This window comes from Bacteroides caecigallinarum (assembly GCF_021530995.1).
Taxonomy (GTDB): Bacteria; Bacteroidota; Bacteroidia; order Bacteroidales; family Bacteroidaceae; genus Phocaeicola; species Phocaeicola faecigallinarum.
The window spans coordinates 1-17,013 of sequence record NZ_JADYTF010000084.1 but is presented as its reverse complement, the minus strand read 5'-3'; the positions used below and the strand labels follow the sequence as shown (position 1 = coordinate 17,013).

Sequence of the window (17,013 nt, the reverse complement as noted above, 5' to 3'; positions counted from 1 at the left end):
TTATAAGAAGATAGAACTGTACTCTGAATTTTATGTGAAATAATACAACAAAAAAAAGTGTTACAACACAAATAGTAATACATCTGTACCGTAACACCATATTTGATATTTTTATCAGCACTTACCTCCGCAAGAGCATTTCGGAAGTTCCTGTTTCTTTATCTCGGTGATATAGAAACGGGCGAAACCGTTCTTTATCTCGTCGCGTACTCTGCGGAACTCAGAGTTGATGAACTCCTCAGTGCCAGTGGCATGCGACGGATCGTCGAAACCTATGTGAAGACGTTTTCCTACCTTGCCGGTAAACGCAGGGCAACTCTCGTTTGCTCCTCCGCATACGGTTATCACATAGTCCCATTCGCTGTCAAGATAAGTATTCACATGGGTAGGAACGTGATTGCTTATGTCTATTCCTACTTCTTTCATCACTTCTACCGCTTTAGGGTTGACCTGTGAGGCTGGTTCTGTACCACCTGAATAAACCTCCAGAGTTTCATCGAACGATTGCAGGAAACCGTGAGCCATCTGGCTGCGACAGCTGTTTCCTGTACAAAGAATCAATATTTTCATATGAGTTTTTTTTAAAGTTTATGGTTACAGTAAATAATTGAACAGATAACCAGACAAAATTATAAAAAAGGCTACAGTTCCGAAAAATATACCTATCAGTCGCCATGTCATTACTTTCTTCAGCAGTGTAGCTTCGGGCAATGACAGGCCAACAACGGCCATCATAAATGCAATTGCTGTACCCATAGGCACTCCCTTAGCAACAAACACTTCTATCACAGGAACTATACCTGCGGCATTGGCATACATAGGCACTGCAAGAATAACTGAAAGCGGAACGGCATACCAGTTGTCCTTAGACATGTACTGCTCGAAGAAACCTTCGGGTACGAAACCGTGCATGAAGGCTCCTATTCCGATACCTATGAGGATATAAATCAGTACCCCACTTACAATCTTCCAGGCATCGCGTACGATTGAAGGCAATCGCTTGATGAAAGTAGTGTGATCCTTCTCCCACTCCTCAGCCTGTGCGGACGAGTTGGCCTGTATCTGCCTAACCCATTCGCTGAGGTATGGAGAAAGGTTCATCTTACCCAATACGAAACCTCCTATCACGCCAAGCAATATACCGCTGATGACGTATATCACTGTTACTTTAAGTCCAAATGAGCCCAAGAACATAGCTACCGCAACCTCATTGACCAACGGTGATGTTATCAGAAATGCAAATGTCACTCCGAGGGGTATTCCTCCCTTGACGAAACCGATAAAAAGCGGTATCGACGAGCAGGAACAGAATGGAGTTATGGCTCCGAAAATAGACGCAAGCAGGTACTGAAGTCCGTACATCTTGTGTGTGAGAAGATAGTTTCGTAAACGCTCAATAGGGAAATAAGCGTTGATTATCCCCATCAACACACTGATGAAGAACAATAGTATCAGAATCTTTATAGTGTCGTAAAAGAAGAAGTTTACGGCAACGCCAAGAGATGTTCCGGCATCAAGACCGAATATGCCGTAAACCAGCCAGTCGGCAAAATCCTGTATCATATACTTAGATGCCTAAAAGTTCTTTTACTTCGCTTTCTGTAGGAACCTTACCTTTAATCTTGACTACCTCGTCCACTACTATGGCAGGAGTGGTCATGATATTGTAGTTCATCATTTCCATGATATCGTCCACCTTGGTAAGTTTCACATCCAGATTGTTTTCCTTGATTACTTTCTCTACTACCTGATAGGTTGTCTTGCACTTGCTGCAACCCGGTCCTAATACTTTAATTTCCATAATTCTATAAATTTATTTATTAAAAAAACATTACAAAACAATAATATATTCCTATTACGATGAAGAGTATCCCAACTATCACATTCGGCCATTTCTGCACGGTCTTTATACGCCCGTAGAAGCTGCTCATTTGCTGAACACTGAAAGCCAGTATCCACGCTACCACAAGCACCGGTATGGCTGTAGCAACGGCAAATACGGCAGGAAGCAGATAGCCGGCAGTAGCAGTGGCAGACATAGGTATGAGCATTCCGAAATAGAACACACCGCTCGTAGGGCAAAAGGCCAATGCAAACAATACTCCGATGAGCAATGCCCCTGCTCCACCCTTTCTGGCAAGTCCTTCGGCATTGCCGTTGAAACCGAACTTAGGCAGATTGAGTCTGTCACCGAAAAGCATAAACATTCCTATGATGAGAAGCATCGGTCCGATAAGGAGTTCACCCCATGTACCGATAGTCTTCTGTATGCCGAACATGCTTGAACCTTCTCTGAGAATCATTATCAGCACTACTCCGAGGAGAGTATATGAAAGTACGCGCCCCAAGGTATATAGCAGTCCGTTGATGAATACCCGTTTCCTGTTCTCGATATTCCTGCCTATAAAGCCCACAGCCGCTATGTTGGTGGCAAGCGGACAAGGAGAAATGGCAGTCAGCAATCCGAGAAGGAAAGCCGTAAGAACGGGAGTCGAACTATTGTCAAGCAAATTCTGTAGCCAATCCATAACGGCCGGTTATTTAAGCATTTCCCTTACTTTGTCTACTACACCGCTCTTGAACTCATCCGGTGACTGTCTGGCATTAGTGAACGCGAAGTCTGTCATATTCTCCACTGTTTCTTTGCCATCCTTATGTCCCACAACGAAGAGTGATGACCATGTGACTTCATACTTCTCTGCTATAGCCTCATTCTCTTCTTTTGTGATATCTATCACTCTGAATACCACATCTCCTTTCTTAATCTCTTCGGCAAACTCTTTTGCTACTGCTTCTGAAGCATTCTTCTCTATCGCCATACATGTGGCACATCTCTGTTTACCATGAAAGTACAACACTTCTACACAATCGCGGGCAGGAACTCCCACTTCCACTCCCTGTGCAGACGACTCATTCTTTGTGCCCATTCCGCACGATACCAAAGCCAGACAGGCTACGGCCATTAATACAATTATCTTCATATATCTTTTAGTTTATTGATATTATTAGTATTTCGTCAAACTACGAACAATGAAAGCAAAAAAAGATGCTGCTCATCCGCAGCAACTCTCTTTCTTACAAACAGACTGACCGAAGAACGCAGAAAACATCTTCCCTGCAAGTTCCCAATTCTCTCTGTTGATGCAATATTTCACCTTCGGAGTTTCTATCTCTCCCTGTATCAGACCTGCTTCCTTAAGCTCCTTAAGATGCTGTGACACTGTAGCCTTGGCTATAGGCAGTTCTTCGTGGATATCGCCAAAGAAACATGTTTCCTGACGCAAAAGAAACTCCAGGATAGCCATGCGTGCAGGATGCCCCATAGCCTTGGCAAAACGTGCCATTCTCTCCTGCTCTTCTGTATAGTTTTTGTTCGCCATTAATAGTATGTTTGAATATTGTTCGCAAAATTACGAATAAGATTCAGACTAACAAAGATTTTCCGGAATTTATAAGAAAAATAGATACATTTTCCTGTAAAACATTTGTCACTCACGCTTTTTCCTTCTGATAACGAAGCCTGTATAAATACACCACAGTACTGCCAGTCCGGCAAAAAAGATATAGATAAGAGTTCCTTTTCCGAGGATGGTGTATATACGTCCGGTATGCATCTCCTGTGCAAAGTTCCATAACGACATAGGCAGAGAAGAAAGATTTTCGGGCATATGTAGAGCTGTCGTTCCCTTATAATATTCCACTACGAAAGATTTTTCTGCTATATTATCGCAATATCCAGATACGGCATATTTACCGAACGGAGGACCTGCAACATCTTCTGCCTTTTCTCCGGTGAAATAATCAGTAGAAAACTGTTTGCTTCTGTCCCACACATACATTCCGCTGAAAGAACCCGTAAGCCAGTTGCCGCAGGAATCTTTCTGCCATACATTAAGTCCCATCACACTGACAGGAGGTGTCTTCTCCAATTTCACAGGAACAGACCGGAGTGTTGCTAAAGAGAAAATACCTTCAGATGAAGACAGTAGCCAATCGCCATATTCGGCATCATATCGAAGCATACGCAGTCTATCGTTCCAGGCATTATCGCTGTCTGCAACGGTATAAGGTATAGCCGGAGTACGGAAAGAAACAAGTGCTATAAGCACAGGTGGACGGAGACACCAACCTGTGAAAGCCACAAACAGAAGTATTATGAAAGTATATCTGCCAAGTTTGTCGTGCCAGTTAAGTGACGACTTCATTAGCTGAATGCTTCCTGTGGCTGTTTTACCGCTCATGCGGATTCTCTTTATATATTTTGGTAAAAGCCAGTATGTAATTCCGGTAAGACACAGCACTATCAGTATAACTGCAACAGCATCCATAATCAGTTTCCCAACTGTACCGAACATTTCTCCGCTATGCATAAGCCATACGGTTCGGAAGAGTGAAACCTTGCCGTCATAACCTTCAGGAGCTTTTAATTCTAATCTGCTGAATTCATTATAAGGACTGACGGAAGTATAGAGATACGAACGTCCCACTACTACCATGGTATCCCCTTTCAATACGAGGTCGGAGATACGTTCGTGAGCAAAAAGTACAAGAGGTGTACTCTCCCATCCTTTTCCATCGTTCCTGTAAAGACCAAACTGTCCGGCAGCAAAAAGAGAGCCGTCCGGAGTCTGAGCCATAGCCTTGATGTTACGGAAATCAGCACCTTCCGGTAAACCTGCATTGAAATATGACACATGCAGTCCGGTTGAATCAGTCTTCCAGATTCCGCTGTTTCCATATATAAACACTTTATCCCTATATTTTATAGAACCTCGCAGAAGCCCCATATTCCATTTATTATATCTATAATCTGCCGGAAGAAAACTTCTGTCAATATTTATATCCGCCACCAGTTCACGATGATTTAGCATTATCCCGCTCAGACAAAACATAAGCATAAAGAATGCGAATATTAGGCCGAACCATTTATGATGTTTTTTCCACGTTATACGTTTCATTATTTGTATCAATATTCAAATCCGGTACAAAAATAAATATTATCAATATTTCACACAATAGGTAGCATATACAGCGAACGCCCGACAAACGTCAATATTACGTTCATCGGGCGTTGCTTATTCAGATTATTAAAAGATTAATTACATCTTAGTCTTTTCAAACTTGTTCTTTTCTGCCATCAGGATTTTTTCAAGTTCCTGTGTCTTTTCAGGATTTTCCTTAGCTACATTTTTCTTTTCAGAAGGATCATCAACTACATTATAGAGTTGTACTTCCTTACTGTTGCCAAGCTCTGTCTTGGTCCAGAATTCCAATGCAGGCTTGTCGCTTGTTTCGATATATTTCCATCCGTCCTTAACGATAGAAAGCGTATTGTTCAGGTTCTGCTGGATTACATAGTCACATCCCTTAGTATCTGTTCCGATAAGAGTATTCAGATAGTTACGGCTGTCAGGAGCCTGTCCTTGAGGAATTTCATAACCCAACAGACCTGCAAATGATGCAAAGAAATCGACAGTAGAATAAAGTCCTTCCTGTACGGCAGGTTTAATCTTTCCTGGCCATCTTACAAGCAATGGAGTACGTGTACCGGCCTCATATGCACTGTATTTACCACCACGATAATTCAGCATAGGAGTATGTCCGTTAAGCAATTCGCGAGCTTGATCCTGATAACCGTCGTCTATTACAGCACCATTGTCACTCAAGAATACAAAGATAGTATTGTCAGCAATATTCAGACTGTCAAGAGTATTCATAATCTCGCCTACTGTCCAGTCTAACTGAAGGATAACATCTCCGCGAGTACCCAAACCACTCTTTCCTGCAAATCTTGGATGCGGTACACGAGGTACGTGTACATCCTGAGTTCCCATATAAAGGAAGAATGTAGTATCCTTGTTGCTTACGATAAAGTCTTTTGCTTTCTGTGTAATGATATCAGCAATCTTTTCATCATCCCACAATGCAGACTTACCACCTGTCATCCATCCTATGCGAGGAATACCGTTGATAATAGTATTATTGTGTCCCTGACTTGGTTTAAGCTTGACAAGTTCAGGATTTTCCTTACCTGTAGGCCAGTCTCCAACCTTATGGTCATAGCTAACAGTTATAGGGTCATTAGGATCAAGTCCATCTACACGACCATTTTCTACAAACACGCATGGCACACGGTCAACAGTTGCCGGAATGATATATTCATAATCGAAACCTATATCCTGTGTGTTAGGCTTGATAAGTCCGTTGAAATCTGTTCCTCCCTTAGGGCCAAGTCCGAGATGCCATTTACCTACTGCTGCAGTTGCATAACCTTCGGCCTTGAACATGTCGGCCATAGTTGTACATTCTGTATTGATAATCAATTCAGAATTACCCGGTGCGATACCTGTATTTTCCTGACGCCAAGGATACATACCGGTAAGTATTCCAAAGCGTGTTGGAGTACTTGTAGAAGATGTAGTATAAGCATTTGCGAACTGAAGTCCCTGACTTGCCAATCTGTCAATGTTTGGAGTCTGGATTTTTGTTGCACCATAGCAGCTAAGATCGCCTATTCCAAGGTCGTCTGCTATAAGGAATACTACGTTAGGATTTTTCTGTTTGGTTTCAGATTGATTCTTTGAACCGCCACCGGAACATGCGCTAAGCAACGCTGCAGCTGAAATCAATCCCAAGTGAAAAGTGGTTTTTTCCATAAGGTAAGATTTAGTTTAAATGATATATGTGTACAAAGATACGAAATATTATTAAAAATGCATTAATTATGCCAAAGAAAATAATATATTTTATTTATACTGACATAATAAATAAGAATATTTCCATTAGTTCTAATCAGAATTCAAATCTTACTTCATATAAAAAGGTAAATGTTATCTCTTCTTTAGGATTCCATTTACCTTTAATATACAATCAAAATTTATGGGCAAGTTCTGTAGCCAAACGACATCCATCAGTATTCTCAATCTCACCTTCATTTAAGACATCCGATATCAGAACTTCACCTGCAAGATTCCATTTCAACAAGGAAGCAGTCTTCTCCATTGGTATTCTTACACCATCCATTACAGACATATCATTTTCCTCGCAACAAGTAATCAGGCCCCACTTCTTTCCGGATACATTCTTCTCCCCAACTACAAGCGAGAATAAGCAATCAATTACTCCTTTTATTTGTGCCGGAATAGAATACCAATAGACAGGCATGGCAAACAGAACTCCATCCGAATCAATAATAGAAGATGCTATAGCATCAAAATCTTTATTGAACGTGCATGCTCTCCCGGTCTTATAACAAGTCATGCACGCATGACAACCACTTATATTCATTGAAACGGCATCATAGAGATTAATAGTATGACCGCACTTTTCAGCTTCTTTTATAAACGCACGTGTCATGGCCAGGCTATTTCCGTTCTTCCTCGGACTACCTGTAATAACAGTAATTTTCATATTTACTTCTCCTTATTTTTTATTGTATTTGAATTCTGATTATAGGCTTTTGCCACACATTTCCATTCACCGCCAATCTTCATAAGTAGAAGATAATCAGTAAAATCTATACGTCCACCCCAGTTTTCCTCCAAAACACGAACTACAGCAAGTGTCTCTTCCACATCGATTACGTCTATACGCGCCTTGAAACCGCTGTCCGGACCAACATTGTCTACATTCCTGTAGAATTGTTCTATACTGCCATGTTCCAACTGACCGTCTAAATATCCGAACAGGACAGCTTCATCTATAAAAAGATGTTTAGCATACGAACTGTTGCCTTCTGCAACACTCCTCACAAAATTCATGGCCGCAAGTTCTACAGCCTTGTATTCCTCTATATTCGCTCTCATAATTATAGGTTTATGTGTCAGTAATCATAATGGCACAAAGTTAGAGGGTAGTTGTTATTTCCACAAGTACCGAAAAATTTTTCGGTATATGAAAATTTTTTCATCATATCATAGTTTTGTAATTTTACGCTTGTTTTTGAGTGATAATAAATTTCAGTTCCATAGACTTATGTACGAAAGAAAAATACCGGTAGACTTGGATTGTCCTTTAAGGCTGACAATCAGCCTTATAGGTTCAAAGTGGAAATCATGCATCCTAGATGAATTGCGAAACAAATCATTACGTCCGAGCGAACTTCATAAAATATTTCCTGAAGCCACTCCACGTGTACTTGATTTACAGTTAAAAGAACTGGTGGAAGACGGATTGGTCACGAAAACCATATACCCTGAATTACCTCCACGTTCGGAATATACCATCTCATCATTAGGCCTGACATTGATACCAATTATTGATGCCATGATTGAATGGGGTAATAAGAATGAAAATTTATTTATCAGAAAATATGGGAAAGCTATTTCAAATGATATAACAGAGAATTAGCCTGACAGAAGTTTATTCTACAGGCTCGACAAGTGCAAAATTCCTTTTCATTTTCTCTAAATACAACCTATATTTATATAAATACAAGTTATATTTTTATATAAACAATCTATATATATAAAAACACAATCTGTATATAGAGAAAATGTAAGGTCATTCATGATTTTATTCAGGCTTAAAGTACAAACTTCTTCATGGCATTGTAAACCCCATCTTCATCTACAGATGACGTAACATAATCCGCCACTTCTTTGAGAACCTGATTAGCATTTCCCATAGCAACGCCCAATCCTGCCTTTTCTATTATCGATAAGTCATTGCCCCCATCTCCGAAGGCCATTGTTTCATCTATGCTGATACCTTCGTGCGATATAATATCCAGAAGACCGTTACCCTTATTGGCTTTTGTGGCAGTAATATCAGCGAAGTCCGGATACCAACGTGATGAAACACAGCCAGAGAGGTACGGCATAATCTGCTTTTCCTCGGCTACAGAAATGACAGGCGTAAGCTGCAATATTCTTTGTTGCAGAATCTGTTCCACATTATTGTCTTCCCTCATATTGTGTAAATTCAGCATCTGGCGGAATATCCGGTCTGTCCTCTCGTCGCTATTGTACATGGTAAGGTCCTTCTCGCCTACCACCATACACGGGAATTTCATATCGTCTGAAAACCTCAACACCGTCAATACATCTTCTTTCGGGATAGGTGTACATGATATTATCTTGCCGTCTGAAAAGCACAATGCTCCATTGGCTGTGATATATCCGTCTATCAGATGCTTTATTTCGTCAAGGTTGTTTATAAGAGATAAAGGACGTCCGGTGGAGATATAAATTCTGACACCTTTTGCCTTTGCCATTGAAATAGCATCTATGGCAGACTGTGGAATACGGTGGGTGTTAAAACTCACCAGTGTTCCGTCAATATCGAAGAATATAGCTTTTATCATATGTTATATCAAAATTAATTACGCAATGCACGCATGGCATTGAATACGGCAAGAACCGTAACACCCACATCAGCGAATACAGCCATCCACATGGTGCTGAGACCTACAGAGGCTAGTACAAGGACTGCTATCTTCACTCCTATCGCAAACCAGACATTCTCGCGGGCTATCCTTATCGTACGCCTTGAGATACTTATCGCCTCGGCTATTTTTGAAGGTTTGTCGTCCATCAGAACAACATCGGACGCCTCTATGGCAGCATCGCTTCCCAGTCCGCCCATAGCTATACCCACATCGGCACGTTTAAGCACAGGAGCGTCGTTTATTCCGTCGCCCACGAAGGCCAGAGTCTTTCCTTTATCTACAGACGAGAGAAGAGCCTCCACATGCTCCACCTTGTCTGCCGGAAGGAGTTCCGCATGGCAGATATCTATTCCAAGCTTGCCAGCCACATCCATAGCCACTTCTTTACGGTCACCGGTAAGCATCACAGTTTTACTTATTCCCAGCCTTTTCAGTGAAGCTATCGCCTCAGGGCTATCTTCCTTTATACGGTCGTTTATTACGATATGGCCGGCATATTCTCCATCTACAGCCACATGTATTATAGTACCTATCCTATGACAATCATGCCATTTCACACCGATGCTGTCCATCATCTTCTGATTGCCCACACACACCGTACGTCCTGCCACATTTGCCTTTATTCCATGTCCGGCTATTTCTTCCACGTCAGTTACCGGGCAACCGTCGTGCGCCTCGTTTGGAAAAGCCGAACGAAGGGCTTCACCTATGGGATGTGTGGAGAAATGTTCCACATGTGCGGCAAGATGCAGCAACTCCTGTTCGTTGAACCTGTCCGAATGGACAGCCTCAACGGCAAATTCTCCTCGTGTGAGTGTTCCGGTCTTGTCGAATACCACAGTACCAATCTTTGAAAGTGTGTCCATATAATTGCTTCCTTTTATAAGGATACCACGGCGTGAAGCTCCGCCAAGTCCACCGAAAAATGTAAGAGGGACACTGATTACCAACGCACAAGGACAGGACACAACCAGAAATATCAGGGCACGATGGAGCCATAATGGGAACGATTCCATAAAGGCCGACGGTGAAAACAGCGGCGGAATAACGGCAAGAAACAGTGCGGCTATAACCACTATAGGAGTATATACACGTGCAAAACGTGTTATAAACGATTCGCTGCGCGACTTGCTGGCATCGGCATTTTCCATGAGACTGATGATTTTCGACACAGTGCTTTCTCCGAAACTCTTTGTGGTCTTAACACGGATAACTCCCGTAAGGTTTATGCAACCGGACATAACCTCATCGTTAACCGACAATTCGCGCGGCATACTCTCGCCTGTCAACGCTATGGTGTTAAGTGACGATGTACCCTCTACAACTATTCCGTCCAAAGGAACTTTCTCTCCTGGTCTGATAACAATTGTTTCGCCTACATTGACCTCCTGAGGAGAAACTGTAACGATTTTTCCATTTCTCTCCACATTTGCCACATCCGGACGTATGTCCATAAGATGCGAAATGCTGTCGCGGCTCTTTCCTTCGGCATAACTCTCAAACAACTCGCCTACCTGAAAGAAAAGCATAACGAATACAGCCTCCGGATACTCAGTCTCAGCACCGGGGAGGAAACCTATACATAAGGCTCCTATGGTAGCGACAGCCATAAGAAAATGTTCATTAAACACATCTCCTCCGGCTATGCCTTCGCATGCCTCTTTTAATGTCCCGTATCCGACAATAAGATAAGGCACTAGATAAACAAACAGTAACTGCAAGGTTGACAAGTTACCATGTTTCTCAATTATTGCCGCCACTATGAGCAACAACGAGGTGATTACGATAAGAGTAATCTTTCCTCTCAGACCACTATGCGCATGATTGTGCTTATGGTCGTGTACATGTTCATTATTCTCTGTCATAATTCAAATCTTTCTGTTTCGTGACGCAAATATAAAATGGATTTTATACAACCTGGTTGCATAAACACTTTGCGGGAGTATATGCAACCGGGTTGCATAAAAACGGACAGGCGTACAAATGTACTTATTTTTTTATATCTTTGCCGCGATGAAAACAAACAATCAGAAAAGACGATGGAAACTAATGATTTAGCTGACAGCCTGGAGCTTAAGGGAGTAAAACCGACAGCAAACAGAATACTTGTTCTGAAAGCCCTGAAAGAGCAGGCCTGCCCCGTGAGCCTTACCGACCTGGAGGACATACTTGCCACTATGGATAAATCGAGCATATTCCGTGTACTGACACTGTTTCTGGAACACGACATAGTACATTCGTTCGAGGACGGACGCGGAATACTAAACTATGAGCTGTGTACAAGCAAAACGGTTTGCAATCTGTCCGACGCTCATATACATTTCTACTGCGAGTCATGCAGAAAATCATTCTGCATGGATGATATTCCTTTACCCGAATTCGAGCTGAAACCTGGATTTACAATGCGCTCCGTATCGTTTGTAATCAAGGGCGAATGTCCTGAATGCGGCAGGAAGCACAAGAACATTTAGCATGAACAGGATAGACAGTCTGCAAATAGGACACTCTCATGTAAAAGTACACGATTTCAGCATAAAACGTGAGATAACAGACGATGTTAATGTGGAAGTAAATTTTTCACACAGGCACTTCTTTTATGCCATTTACTGGATACACGAAGGAAACGGAATTCACGTCATTGATTTTGAAGAATACAATATACAACCTGACAGGATTTTCTTCGTAAAACCTGAGCAGATACATTTTCTCTGTCCTGAGGGTAAAATCAGGTATTCCGCATTACAGTTTACTGATGATTTCATCATACCCTACTCTACTGACATTCAAGCCACAATGGCGGTTTATAAAGATTTGGATAAGTACGAGAAGAAACGTATAGAAACACTGTTCGACCAAATATATACAGAATCAAATGCCAATCTTGCAAATTCTACAGCTGTAATACAGTCTGAGATGCACACCCTACTGCTGGAGTTTAAAAGGATAGGCAAATGCGACTCCAGGATTTCTACCATACCGGAGGTACTGAACAGGTACAAGACACTTGTGGACAGTTATTTTGTGAAAGAACGTCAGGTACAAAGTTATGCATATAAATTAGGAGTAAGCCCAAATTACCTGAACATACTGGCAAAAAAGCATCTTGGCAAATCGGCATTAGAGATTATAAACGAGCGAGTGTTATTGGAGACAAAACGTTTGTTACTACGTACGGACTTTGAGATTTCTGAAATAGCATATAGGTTAGGTTTTAATGAATTGTCCTATTTCTCACGCTTCTTCAAACGCAATACAGGCATCACGCCCCATGAATTCAAAAACATGATGAATAAAATGTACCAAAAATGAGATATTTTGTGTAATTACAGAATCACTGAAGTTCCATAAATTTGTGCCATAATAAAAACGATAAAAATATGGGATATAGACATGAATCTGTAACACAGGAAAAATCTCAAGGTGAAAAGAGAACAGCTTTTGTAGTGATATTCTCAGCGATAACAATGGTGCTTGAAATCATTTTCGGACTATTTTCAAACTCTATGGCGCTGCTTGCAGACGGCATTCACATGGGTTCACACGTATTGGCAATAGGACTCAGTTGGGGTGCATACGCATTAGTACGCAGATTGCAGAAAAAGCAGTTAAACAATGTTGACAACGACAAGGTACTGTCGCTTTCGGCCTATACAAGCGGAATCCTTTTATTACTGTTCGCTGTTTTCATCATCATAGAGGCGGCAGAACGTTTCTTCACTCCTGCCATTGAGATTAGATATACGGAAGCCATGATTGTGGCAGCCATAGGAATGGTGGTAAATATAATATGCGCATTCGTATTACATGATAATAAGGGGCATCAGCACGAAGACTATAACCGTCATTCGGCATACCTGCATGTAGTGGCTGACGCGTTGACAAGCCTTGGAGCCATCTTCGGACTGATATGTGCTATGATATGGGATATTACGTGGATTGATACACTTGTGGCTGTTGTATGTTCTGCCGTAATAATACGCTGGGCTAAAAATCTGCTTTTTGATACAGGAAAAATACTTACCTCCAAAGCCGACATAAAATAATGAAACTCACAGAACTCAAGAAAGGAGAAAAAGGAGTAATAACAAAAATCTATGTGCAAGGACTGTTAAGAAAGCGTTTGTCGGAAATGGGGTTCATAAAAGGCAAAACAGTCGAAGCTGTAAGATATGCACCTTTAGGAAGTCCTGTGGTATATAGAATCCTAAATTCAGAAATTGCCATTACACCGGAAATTGCTTCACTGATAGAAATAACCAAAAAAGAACTACCTTTGCAGTAAAAACCAATTGTTATGAGGCATAAAGAATCGTACGGTATTTATCCGGCAAAAGCAGCCGAACACATTTCTCTACTGAAATACTCCAAAAGTTCATGCGGAGTGGATTTTCTTCTTAATACGGCGGAAAGTTCGGAAAAACCGGGATGGTTCAATATCGACAAGCGATATAAGACAGATTTCTTTGAGTTTTATTTCTTCCGCAGAGCAGAAGGCTATATGCTGTTGTCGGGCAGAAAAATAGAGCTGCATCCTAATATGGTTCTTGTCATATCTCCATTCCAGCTTCAGGAATGGCACGTCTGTCTGGAGAAACTTGACTATACTTTTCTAATCTTTCAGGAGGAGTTCATAAACAACTTTCTGTCCGACAAATACTTCATGTACAGACTACTGTATTGCTACCAGCATGACTATCCAACTTTTTTCGATATGCCGAATAAAGAAATGGCGACATATCTCTCAATCTTGCAACAAATGAAAAGAGAACTGCATAATCCTGTAGCTGACAGTTATCATATGATTGTGGCATGTCTGTATCAGTTTCTGCTGTTGCTGAACAGATTCTATGCCAGGCATTTCAACCTTCCTTTCGCACCTCCACTGAACAATTACGCATACCAATACAAAGAACTGCTGGAAAAACATATTTCAGAGAAGACACATGTATCGGATTATGCGGAGATGATGAACGTCAGCAGGGTGACACTGAATAAGGCCGTAGTGCGTGAGTTCGGTCTGTCGGCTGTACATCTGCTGAAACAGCGGTTGCTTCAGGAAGTGAAGAACGATATTCTTTTCTCAGATATGTCTGTAAAAGAGATAGCCTACCGCCTGCATTTCTCTGAACCTAACCATCTGATGCGTTTCTTCAAGCAGATGACAGGACAGACCATCAGTGAATTTGTGGCATCAATCAAGTCTATATAATCAGTGTTACTGATTCAACCTTATCTTCTCGTGGTAAAAATAATTTACTATGACAGGTTTTCCTTTCTCGGAACGTCCGTATGGGAGGTCGTTAACCATGTATGGGAAACCGTTTTGTTTTGCGAACATTGAAATCTCTTTTTCGAGTGACTCCCAGTAGTTCATCCGTTTCTTATTGTAGATTTCATCATATAAGGCATGGACATCCGGATGATTGTCTTTAATGTAACTCATGATGGTACCCTTGAATTGACCCCGAAGATTTAGATTTTCAAGCCATATCAAATCGGCAAAATCCTTGACTCGCCCGATAATGGATTTCACATCGGTAATACCCGGGAATATAGGCGACACGAAACACACGGTACGTATTCCTGCTTCATATACCTTTTTCATAGCCTCAATCCTTCGCTCTATACTTACGGCGCGGTCCATATCCATGCGGAACTGTTCGTCCAAGGTATTTATAGACCATGATACTGTAACCTTCGGGAACTTCTTCAGCAACTCGAGGTCACGCAAAACCAAATCGGATTTGGTACATATCATTATCTCGGCATTTGTACCTTTCAGCTCTTCCAGAAGTCTGCGAGTCCTACAAAACTCCTCTTCGTATGGATTATATCCATCTGTAACAGAACCGATAACAATCCTCTGGCCATCGTATTTATGCGGATTGGCTATAGGTTTCCAGTGCTTCACATCAAGAAAGGTTCCCCACGGCTCCGTATGGCCGGTAAAACGCTTCATGAACGATGCATAACAATACTTACACGCGTGAGGACATCCCACGTACGGATTGACAGAGAATCCTCCAACCGGCAAAGACGATTTGGTCATCACGCTTTGCACCTCTATTTCACTGATGATTTCTTTTTCCATGCTTTTTTAATAAATTGTTCCGGTAATTCTTGAATCATGTTATCTTCACCCATAATAGGCAAAAGATCTTCTTTCATAAAAACAGGAATATTACATTTTTTTGCTTGTTCAGCTATATGTAATACCCACTCTGGCCTGGCATCAACTTTCCCTTTTCTTTTTCCGGTTTCTGTTCCTATAACGACCCAGTCAAACCCTCTAAAATCAATTTCGCCTATATCCTCAAAAAGAGGTTCAAATGTGGCATGATAATGTTTAGCCTTAACATGTTTCTTTAAATCTGTAAGACGTTTTTTCTCTGACGCCCTGGTTACAGTCACACCCATCCACACATTTTCATCGTCTGTTCTGAAATCAATAAGTTCAGGTCGCTTAGTCAGTAATATGTAAGAATGCTGAGGATTAATAGATATACGATTGAATATTTCATTATTCCATTCTGTTTTCCAATCAGAGAAATCGCTCATTCCGGTGAGAAACCATACATGTGATTTCGGATTATCCATAAGATATAACTTCCTGCCCATATATTCCGGTTTTGAGAAATCATCAGTCATATGAAACCTGTTGCAGTTACACCTGGCATAACAGTAGTTACACCCTATAGTACAACCTATAACAATATTCATATTCTGAATCAGAGATTTAATACACACAGTCATATTACTTATATTTTCCTGCAAAAATAATCCATAATAAACACTGAAAATGTACCATAACAGCAATGAAAGATACCAATTTGATAAGGACAAGCGGAAATATTGCAGATAAGATGAAGAAACAGAGAAATCAATTAAAAACAAAAACGGAAGAACAGGCAGACAGCCTAATGCTTGCCTATTCTTCCGTTATCAAATGGTCCGTAAATGGGAACCAATATCTTATTTCACTCTAACCTTTACAATAACTTTCTTCAACTCCACTTCAGTCACACCCGGAGCATGAGCATCTTCAGGGAAGAAGATAGCGAACATACCTGGTTTAACAGTCAGATAGTCAGTAGCATGTCCAGGATAGAAAGTTACATCCTTTTCAGCATTATATTCAGCCTCAGCAAGGTCTGTTCTTGGCATATATCCATTAGTTCAGTACCAGTATGAGGAATCTGGATATCAATGAAGTTATTGTGTGTCTCGATTTTTGCGTCATCCTTAGTCTTTGGTCTTGCAGCTGCAAAGTTAACGAACAGTTCGCCTTCTTTCAGCACTACCTTACCAAGTTCGTGAGCATTAAGGTCTGTTTATTTCAAAAATTCAATAGCCTGAGCAAACAGCGGATTAACAGAGGCATACATCCCTATGTTTTCAAGTTTGTCGATAATCATAATCGTAATGTTTTTAATTCAGATAATGCAAAGGTATGAAAAATAGATAAAAAACGTCTATATTTAATTTAAGTTTCGCAAGTAAAAAAATATAGCTTTTAGTTCTGTATGTCACAGAAAATGAGTATCTTTAAGTACCACCTTCAAAGAACTCATACTAAAAGCTATGAACAAAAATACACATATTATTTCAGAACTCAATACGTTCTT

Annotated in this window: 20 protein-coding genes and 1 pseudogene; 6 read left to right on the top strand and 15 right to left on the bottom strand. The window is 41.0% G+C overall.

Annotation, left to right across the window (positions count from 1 at the left end):
• Positions 1-114: 114 nt before the first annotated feature.
• From I6E24_RS11460 to I6E24_RS11415, 10 genes are all read right to left on the bottom strand, one after another.
• Positions 115-570 (bottom strand): arsenate reductase ArsC, encoded by a 456-nt coding sequence (locus I6E24_RS11460; RefSeq protein ID WP_235328681.1) that lies wholly within the window; start codon positions 568-570, stop codon positions 115-117.
• Positions 571-594: 24 nt separating this feature from the next.
• Positions 595-1,563 (bottom strand): permease, encoded by a 969-nt coding sequence (locus tag I6E24_RS11455; protein WP_235328680.1) that lies wholly within the window; start codon positions 1,561-1,563, stop codon positions 595-597.
• A gap of 4 nt (positions 1,564-1,567) precedes the next feature.
• The gene (locus I6E24_RS11450) at positions 1,568-1,801 is read right to left on the bottom strand and encodes a thioredoxin family protein (protein WP_235328679.1); all 234 of its coding nucleotides are present in this window, start codon (positions 1,799-1,801) and stop codon (positions 1,568-1,570) included.
• Positions 1,802-1,820: 19 nt separating this feature from the next.
• A complete protein-coding gene (locus tag I6E24_RS11445) occupies positions 1,821-2,528 on the bottom strand; it encodes an aromatic aminobenezylarsenical efflux permease ArsG family transporter (protein ID WP_235328678.1) in 708 nt (235 codons plus the stop codon).
• Between the two features lie 9 nt (positions 2,529-2,537).
• A complete protein-coding gene (locus I6E24_RS11440) occupies positions 2,538-2,981 on the bottom strand; it encodes a nitrophenyl compound nitroreductase subunit ArsF family protein (protein ID WP_235328677.1) in 444 nt (147 codons plus the stop codon).
• A 72-nt stretch (positions 2,982-3,053) separates the two neighbouring features.
• Entirely contained in the window at positions 3,054-3,380 is a 327-nt protein-coding gene (locus I6E24_RS11435; protein WP_154042743.1) for an ArsR/SmtB family transcription factor, read from the bottom strand.
• 108 nt (positions 3,381-3,488) lie between these two features.
• Positions 3,489-4,958 (bottom strand): PepSY domain-containing protein, encoded by a 1,470-nt coding sequence (locus tag I6E24_RS11430; protein ID WP_235328676.1) that lies wholly within the window; start codon positions 4,956-4,958, stop codon positions 3,489-3,491.
• 141 nt (positions 4,959-5,099) lie between these two features.
• Entirely contained in the window at positions 5,100-6,656 is a 1,557-nt protein-coding gene (locus I6E24_RS11425; RefSeq protein WP_235328675.1) for a sulfatase-like hydrolase/transferase, read from the bottom strand.
• 214 nt (positions 6,657-6,870) lie between these two features.
• Positions 6,871-7,410, bottom strand: coding sequence for a flavodoxin family protein (locus I6E24_RS11420; RefSeq protein ID WP_235328674.1), 540 nt, complete (start codon positions 7,408-7,410; stop codon positions 6,871-6,873).
• Between the two features lie 2 nt (positions 7,411-7,412).
• The gene (locus I6E24_RS11415; RefSeq protein WP_204507368.1) at positions 7,413-7,805 is read right to left on the bottom strand and encodes a nuclear transport factor 2 family protein; all 393 of its coding nucleotides are present in this window, start codon (positions 7,803-7,805) and stop codon (positions 7,413-7,415) included.
• Between the two features lie 169 nt (positions 7,806-7,974).
• Here I6E24_RS11415 and I6E24_RS11410 point away from each other — a divergent pair, with 169 nt between their 5' ends.
• On the top strand, positions 7,975-8,349 hold the full coding sequence (locus I6E24_RS11410) for a winged helix-turn-helix transcriptional regulator (RefSeq protein ID WP_204507369.1): 375 nt from the start codon (positions 7,975-7,977) through the stop codon (positions 8,347-8,349).
• A 175-nt stretch (positions 8,350-8,524) separates the two neighbouring features.
• Here the strand turns inward: I6E24_RS11410 and I6E24_RS11405 are convergent, their stop codons facing one another.
• Together I6E24_RS11405 and I6E24_RS11400 are read right to left on the bottom strand one after the other, a co-directional pair.
• A complete protein-coding gene (locus I6E24_RS11405; RefSeq protein ID WP_235328673.1) occupies positions 8,525-9,304 on the bottom strand; it encodes a Cof-type HAD-IIB family hydrolase in 780 nt (259 codons plus the stop codon).
• Positions 9,305-9,318: 14 nt separating this feature from the next.
• Complete coding sequence (locus I6E24_RS11400) at positions 9,319-11,253, bottom strand: heavy metal translocating P-type ATPase (RefSeq protein WP_394800401.1); 1,935 nt, start codon at positions 11,251-11,253, stop codon at positions 9,319-9,321.
• Between the two features lie 174 nt (positions 11,254-11,427).
• On the opposite strand from I6E24_RS11400, the gene I6E24_RS11395 reads away from it, so the two are divergent.
• The 5 genes from I6E24_RS11395 to I6E24_RS11375 all read left to right on the top strand — a co-directional run bounded on the left by I6E24_RS11395 (position 11,428) and on the right by I6E24_RS11375 (position 14,597).
• The gene (locus tag I6E24_RS11395) at positions 11,428-11,859 is read left to right on the top strand and encodes a Fur family transcriptional regulator (RefSeq protein ID WP_204402979.1); all 432 of its coding nucleotides are present in this window, start codon (positions 11,428-11,430) and stop codon (positions 11,857-11,859) included.
• A gap of 1 nt (position 11,860) precedes the next feature.
• Entirely contained in the window at positions 11,861-12,697 is an 837-nt protein-coding gene (locus I6E24_RS11390) for an AraC family transcriptional regulator (protein WP_154042748.1), read from the top strand.
• Positions 12,698-12,765: 68 nt separating this feature from the next.
• Positions 12,766-13,431, top strand: a complete 666-nt coding sequence (locus tag I6E24_RS11385; RefSeq protein WP_235328672.1) for a cation diffusion facilitator family transporter — start codon at positions 12,766-12,768, stop codon at positions 13,429-13,431.
• Positions 13,431-13,670 carry a FeoA family protein gene (locus tag I6E24_RS11380; protein ID WP_235328671.1) on the top strand — a complete coding sequence of 80 codons (240 nt, stop codon included), beginning with the start codon at positions 13,431-13,433 and terminating at the stop codon, positions 13,668-13,670. The genes I6E24_RS11385 and I6E24_RS11380 overlap by 1 nt, the downstream gene beginning before the upstream one ends.
• A 12-nt stretch (positions 13,671-13,682) precedes the next feature.
• A complete protein-coding gene (locus I6E24_RS11375) occupies positions 13,683-14,597 on the top strand; it encodes a helix-turn-helix domain-containing protein (RefSeq protein WP_235328670.1) in 915 nt (304 codons plus the stop codon).
• Between the two features lie 6 nt (positions 14,598-14,603).
• Here the strand turns inward: I6E24_RS11375 and I6E24_RS11370 are convergent, their stop codons facing one another.
• The 3 genes and pseudogenes from I6E24_RS11370 to I6E24_RS11360 all read right to left on the bottom strand — a co-directional run bounded on the left by I6E24_RS11370 (position 14,604) and on the right by I6E24_RS11360 (position 16,686).
• Complete coding sequence (locus I6E24_RS11370; RefSeq protein ID WP_235328668.1) at positions 14,604-15,479, bottom strand: radical SAM mobile pair protein B; 876 nt, start codon at positions 15,477-15,479, stop codon at positions 14,604-14,606.
• Entirely contained in the window at positions 15,452-16,141 is a 690-nt protein-coding gene (locus I6E24_RS11365) for a radical SAM mobile pair protein A (protein ID WP_154042753.1), read from the bottom strand. Before I6E24_RS11365 ends, I6E24_RS11370 begins: the two co-directional genes overlap by 28 nt.
• A 219-nt stretch (positions 16,142-16,360) precedes the next feature.
• Positions 16,361-16,686, bottom strand: a pseudogene (locus tag I6E24_RS11360) (YhcH/YjgK/YiaL family protein).
• Positions 16,687-17,013 lie beyond the last annotated feature (327 nt).

Coding starts and splice junctions, on each gene's coding strand:
- I6E24_RS11400 (WP_394800401.1), bottom strand. CDS start 11,253: ATGACAGAGAATAATGAACATGTACACGACCATAAGCACAATCATGCG.
- I6E24_RS11375 (WP_235328670.1), top strand. CDS start 13,683: ATGAGGCATAAAGAATCGTACGGTATTTATCCGGCAAAAGCAGCCGAA.
- I6E24_RS11365 (WP_154042753.1), bottom strand. CDS start 16,141: ATGACTGTGTGTATTAAATCTCTGATTCAGAATATGAATATTGTTATA.
- I6E24_RS11430 (WP_235328676.1), bottom strand. CDS start 4,958: ATGAAACGTATAACGTGGAAAAAACATCATAAATGGTTCGGCCTAATA.
- I6E24_RS11405 (WP_235328673.1), bottom strand. CDS start 9,304: ATGATAAAAGCTATATTCTTCGATATTGACGGAACACTGGTGAGTTTT.
- I6E24_RS11455 (WP_235328680.1), bottom strand. CDS start 1,563: ATGATACAGGATTTTGCCGACTGGCTGGTTTACGGCATATTCGGTCTT.
- I6E24_RS11450 (WP_235328679.1), bottom strand. CDS start 1,801: ATGGAAATTAAAGTATTAGGACCGGGTTGCAGCAAGTGCAAGACAACC.
- I6E24_RS11460 (WP_235328681.1), bottom strand. CDS start 570: ATGAAAATATTGATTCTTTGTACAGGAAACAGCTGTCGCAGCCAGATG.
- I6E24_RS11440 (WP_235328677.1), bottom strand. CDS start 2,981: ATGAAGATAATTGTATTAATGGCCGTAGCCTGTCTGGCTTTGGTATCG.
- I6E24_RS11420 (WP_235328674.1), bottom strand. CDS start 7,410: ATGAAAATTACTGTTATTACAGGTAGTCCGAGGAAGAACGGAAATAGC.
- I6E24_RS11445 (WP_235328678.1), bottom strand. CDS start 2,528: ATGGATTGGCTACAGAATTTGCTTGACAATAGTTCGACTCCCGTTCTT.
- I6E24_RS11370 (WP_235328668.1), bottom strand. CDS start 15,479: ATGGAAAAAGAAATCATCAGTGAAATAGAGGTGCAAAGCGTGATGACC.
- I6E24_RS11415 (WP_204507368.1), bottom strand. CDS start 7,805: ATGAGAGCGAATATAGAGGAATACAAGGCTGTAGAACTTGCGGCCATG.
- I6E24_RS11395 (WP_204402979.1), top strand. CDS start 11,428: ATGGAAACTAATGATTTAGCTGACAGCCTGGAGCTTAAGGGAGTAAAA.
- I6E24_RS11410 (WP_204507369.1), top strand. CDS start 7,975: ATGTACGAAAGAAAAATACCGGTAGACTTGGATTGTCCTTTAAGGCTG.
- I6E24_RS11390 (WP_154042748.1), top strand. CDS start 11,861: ATGAACAGGATAGACAGTCTGCAAATAGGACACTCTCATGTAAAAGTA.
- I6E24_RS11435 (WP_154042743.1), bottom strand. CDS start 3,380: ATGGCGAACAAAAACTATACAGAAGAGCAGGAGAGAATGGCACGTTTT.
- I6E24_RS11425 (WP_235328675.1), bottom strand. CDS start 6,656: ATGGAAAAAACCACTTTTCACTTGGGATTGATTTCAGCTGCAGCGTTG.
- I6E24_RS11385 (WP_235328672.1), top strand. CDS start 12,766: ATGGGATATAGACATGAATCTGTAACACAGGAAAAATCTCAAGGTGAA.
- I6E24_RS11380 (WP_235328671.1), top strand. CDS start 13,431: ATGAAACTCACAGAACTCAAGAAAGGAGAAAAAGGAGTAATAACAAAA.